The organism is Phyllobacterium sp. (assembly GCF_037994425.1).
In the GTDB taxonomy this organism is placed as follows: domain Bacteria; phylum Pseudomonadota; class Alphaproteobacteria; order Rhizobiales; family Rhizobiaceae; genus Phyllobacterium.
Window position 1 is genome coordinate 1 of sequence record NZ_JBBNAM010000029.1, and the last position, 2,470, is coordinate 2,470.

Sequence of the window (2,470 nt, forward strand, 5' to 3'; positions counted from 1 at the left end):
CTGAGAAAGGCTGGATCAATGTTCATATCAACTCCAGGGTGTCTGCTGCTTATGACCAGGCATGACTTCAATACGAGACCTGACCGTTGACGAGCTGCCCGCTCGAAGGCGAAAGCTCGCGTTTCAACACGTCGCGGGCCCCGCCGCTGATGACCGAGACCGGAACCGCGACAGCCACGCGGGCCGCCGACCCGGCAAAATTGGCAGCCGCCACCCCCGCGCGATCCGCGAATGACGCCTCTCGTCCCGATAGCGATTGCCCGGCCAGCCGTCGCCCAAGCAGGCGTACGATCTCAGGACTGTCGGCAAAGGCATTGTGGCCGAGCGGATCGTTCGAGGCGATGGCGCTCGTGTCGATGACCGAAACGCCAAGTTCTTCAAGCACAGAGGCATATGGTTTGAGATCTGCGCCACCGACACGGTCGACGCCGCCCGAGAGCCAGCCAGAGACCTCCAGAGCCTTGTCGTGTGTCGACGTCAGGATCGCAAAATGCGGCCGCTTTGGCCCCATTTCGATGAACTGGCGGCGGAAGACATCGATATCGATGTCTGGCGATGCCAGGATGACATTCTTGACCTTGGCAGGAATCGACTTTTCGCGCATGGCAACACCGCGCAGTGCCTCCGCCGCGAGCCAGGTCCCCATCGAATGCGCGAGAATGGTCACGTCGTCGACATCGGGGCTTCGGGTGGCCTGAAGGATCAGATCCTCCAAGGCTCGCCGCGAGTAGTTGGCGCTTTCCTTGTCATAGAGGTAGTCCAAAACGCGCGCCCGCGATGGCCAGGCGAAGAGAATTGGTGCCGCATCGGTGCCTGAGTCGTGAACGATCTGGGCGAAGCGAAAGACCGCGTCGGCATAGGTGTTGTTGAAGCCATGGACAAAGATGAGCACCTGCCGCCTGGCGTTGCGATTCTTGCGAAACCACTTGAATGCCTGCTCTTCCGTCGCAACCTTGCCGGCTTCAAGGACTGCAAACTCCTTTTGCGGATTCGGCGGTACGCGTGAGGGCCATTGCACCTTGCCGATCTTGCGGTTTCGATCTGGAGGAATGGAGACGGAGACGTTGTTGAGCGAGATCGCTGTTCCGCGCTCGCCTGAATAAAGTCGACCGGGATCGTCCGATGACTTGCGCGTCGTCGCCACCAGCATATTCACCCGGCTGGCATCGCTTGCGGCCACGGCCATCTGAGGAGGCTGAAGGACGCCTTCCACCCGGGTCGCGCAGCCGGTGACGGCGACGGACATGAGCACCGCCACCGAAAGCAGTTGAGGAGCGACTCTTCGGTCTGTTGCCCGGGCCGGCCACGAGCGGCCGATCCATTGCAGGGCGAAAATTCCGACGTCCATCTCAGTGCTCCCCGATCTCACGCGGTATCCGGAACCAGGCGACATAGAGCGCCGGCAGGAAGAGAAGGGTCAGTGCGGTTCCAACGACGATGCCGCCCATCATGGCGTAGGCCATGGGTCCCCAGAAGATCTCGTGCGAAATGGGGATCAGCGCCAACGTCGCAGCAGCAGCGGTCAGCATGATCGGCCGCATGCGATGCTCGGTCGCCTCGACGACCGCCTTCAATGGCGACATTCCCTCCGCGCGCAATTCCTCGATCTGCACGATCAAAATCACCGAGTTGCGGATAAGAATGCCGACGAGCGCGAGCACGCCAAGGAGGGCGACGAAGCCAAGGGGGGCGCGGCTCAGATACAGGGCCGCGACGACGCCGATGAGGGCCAACGGGGCAACCGAGAATACCAGAAACAGCCTGTGGAAGCTTTGAAGCTGCACCATCAGCAGTGTTGCCATGACGAGGAGCATGGCCGGGATCACGCTCGCGATCGGACCCTGCGATTTGGCACTTTCCTCGACCGCTCCGGCGACTTCGAGGTGATAGCCTGCCGGCAACGTCTTTTCGAACGCCGCAATCTTGTTGCTGAGCGCTTTGACAATCGTCGCCGGCTGCGTCGTGTCGCTGATCCCGGCCTTGACCGTGATCGTCGGCAGCCTGTCGCGCCGCCAGACCGTCGGCTGTTCGAGCTCATAGCGGAACGTTGCGACCGACGACAACGGCACCGACTGGCCGCTGTTGGCTTGCAGCTGCAGGTCGAGCAGCGTGTCGATCGAGCCGCGCTCCTTTTCCGCGGCGCGGCCGACGACATCAACGAGATAGATGTCGTCGCGGACCTGGGTGACCGAGTCCCCTTGAACAACGGTGTTGAGCGCCATGGCGATGTCCTGGGACGAGACGCCAAGCTGCCTCGCCTTGTCCTGCATCACATCGATCTTCACAACGCGCGCTGGCTCATTCCAGTCAAAGGCAAGGTTCTTGAGGGACGGATGGGTGCCTACGACAGTTCCCAGTTTTTGTGCCAGATCGCGCACCGTCTGAAGATCCTCGCCGGACACGCGGTACTGAATCGGCTTGCCGACCGGGGGTCCGATTTCGAGGAGCTTCACATAGGCGTCAGTTCCGG

Annotated in this window: 2 protein-coding genes; both read right to left on the minus strand. The window is 61.6% G+C overall.

The window, feature by feature from the left end; all coding sequences use genetic code 11:
- Positions 1–67: 67 nt before the first annotated feature.
- Positions 68–1,348: an alpha/beta hydrolase gene (locus tag AAAB35_RS01660; protein WP_340666515.1), complete on the minus strand. Its 1,281-nt coding sequence runs from the start codon at positions 1,346–1,348 to the stop codon at positions 68–70.
- Between the two features lies 1 nt (position 1,349).
- Positions 1,350–2,470: efflux RND transporter permease subunit (locus AAAB35_RS01665; protein ID WP_340666516.1), on the minus strand; the 1,121-nt coding region annotated here is incomplete at its 5' end.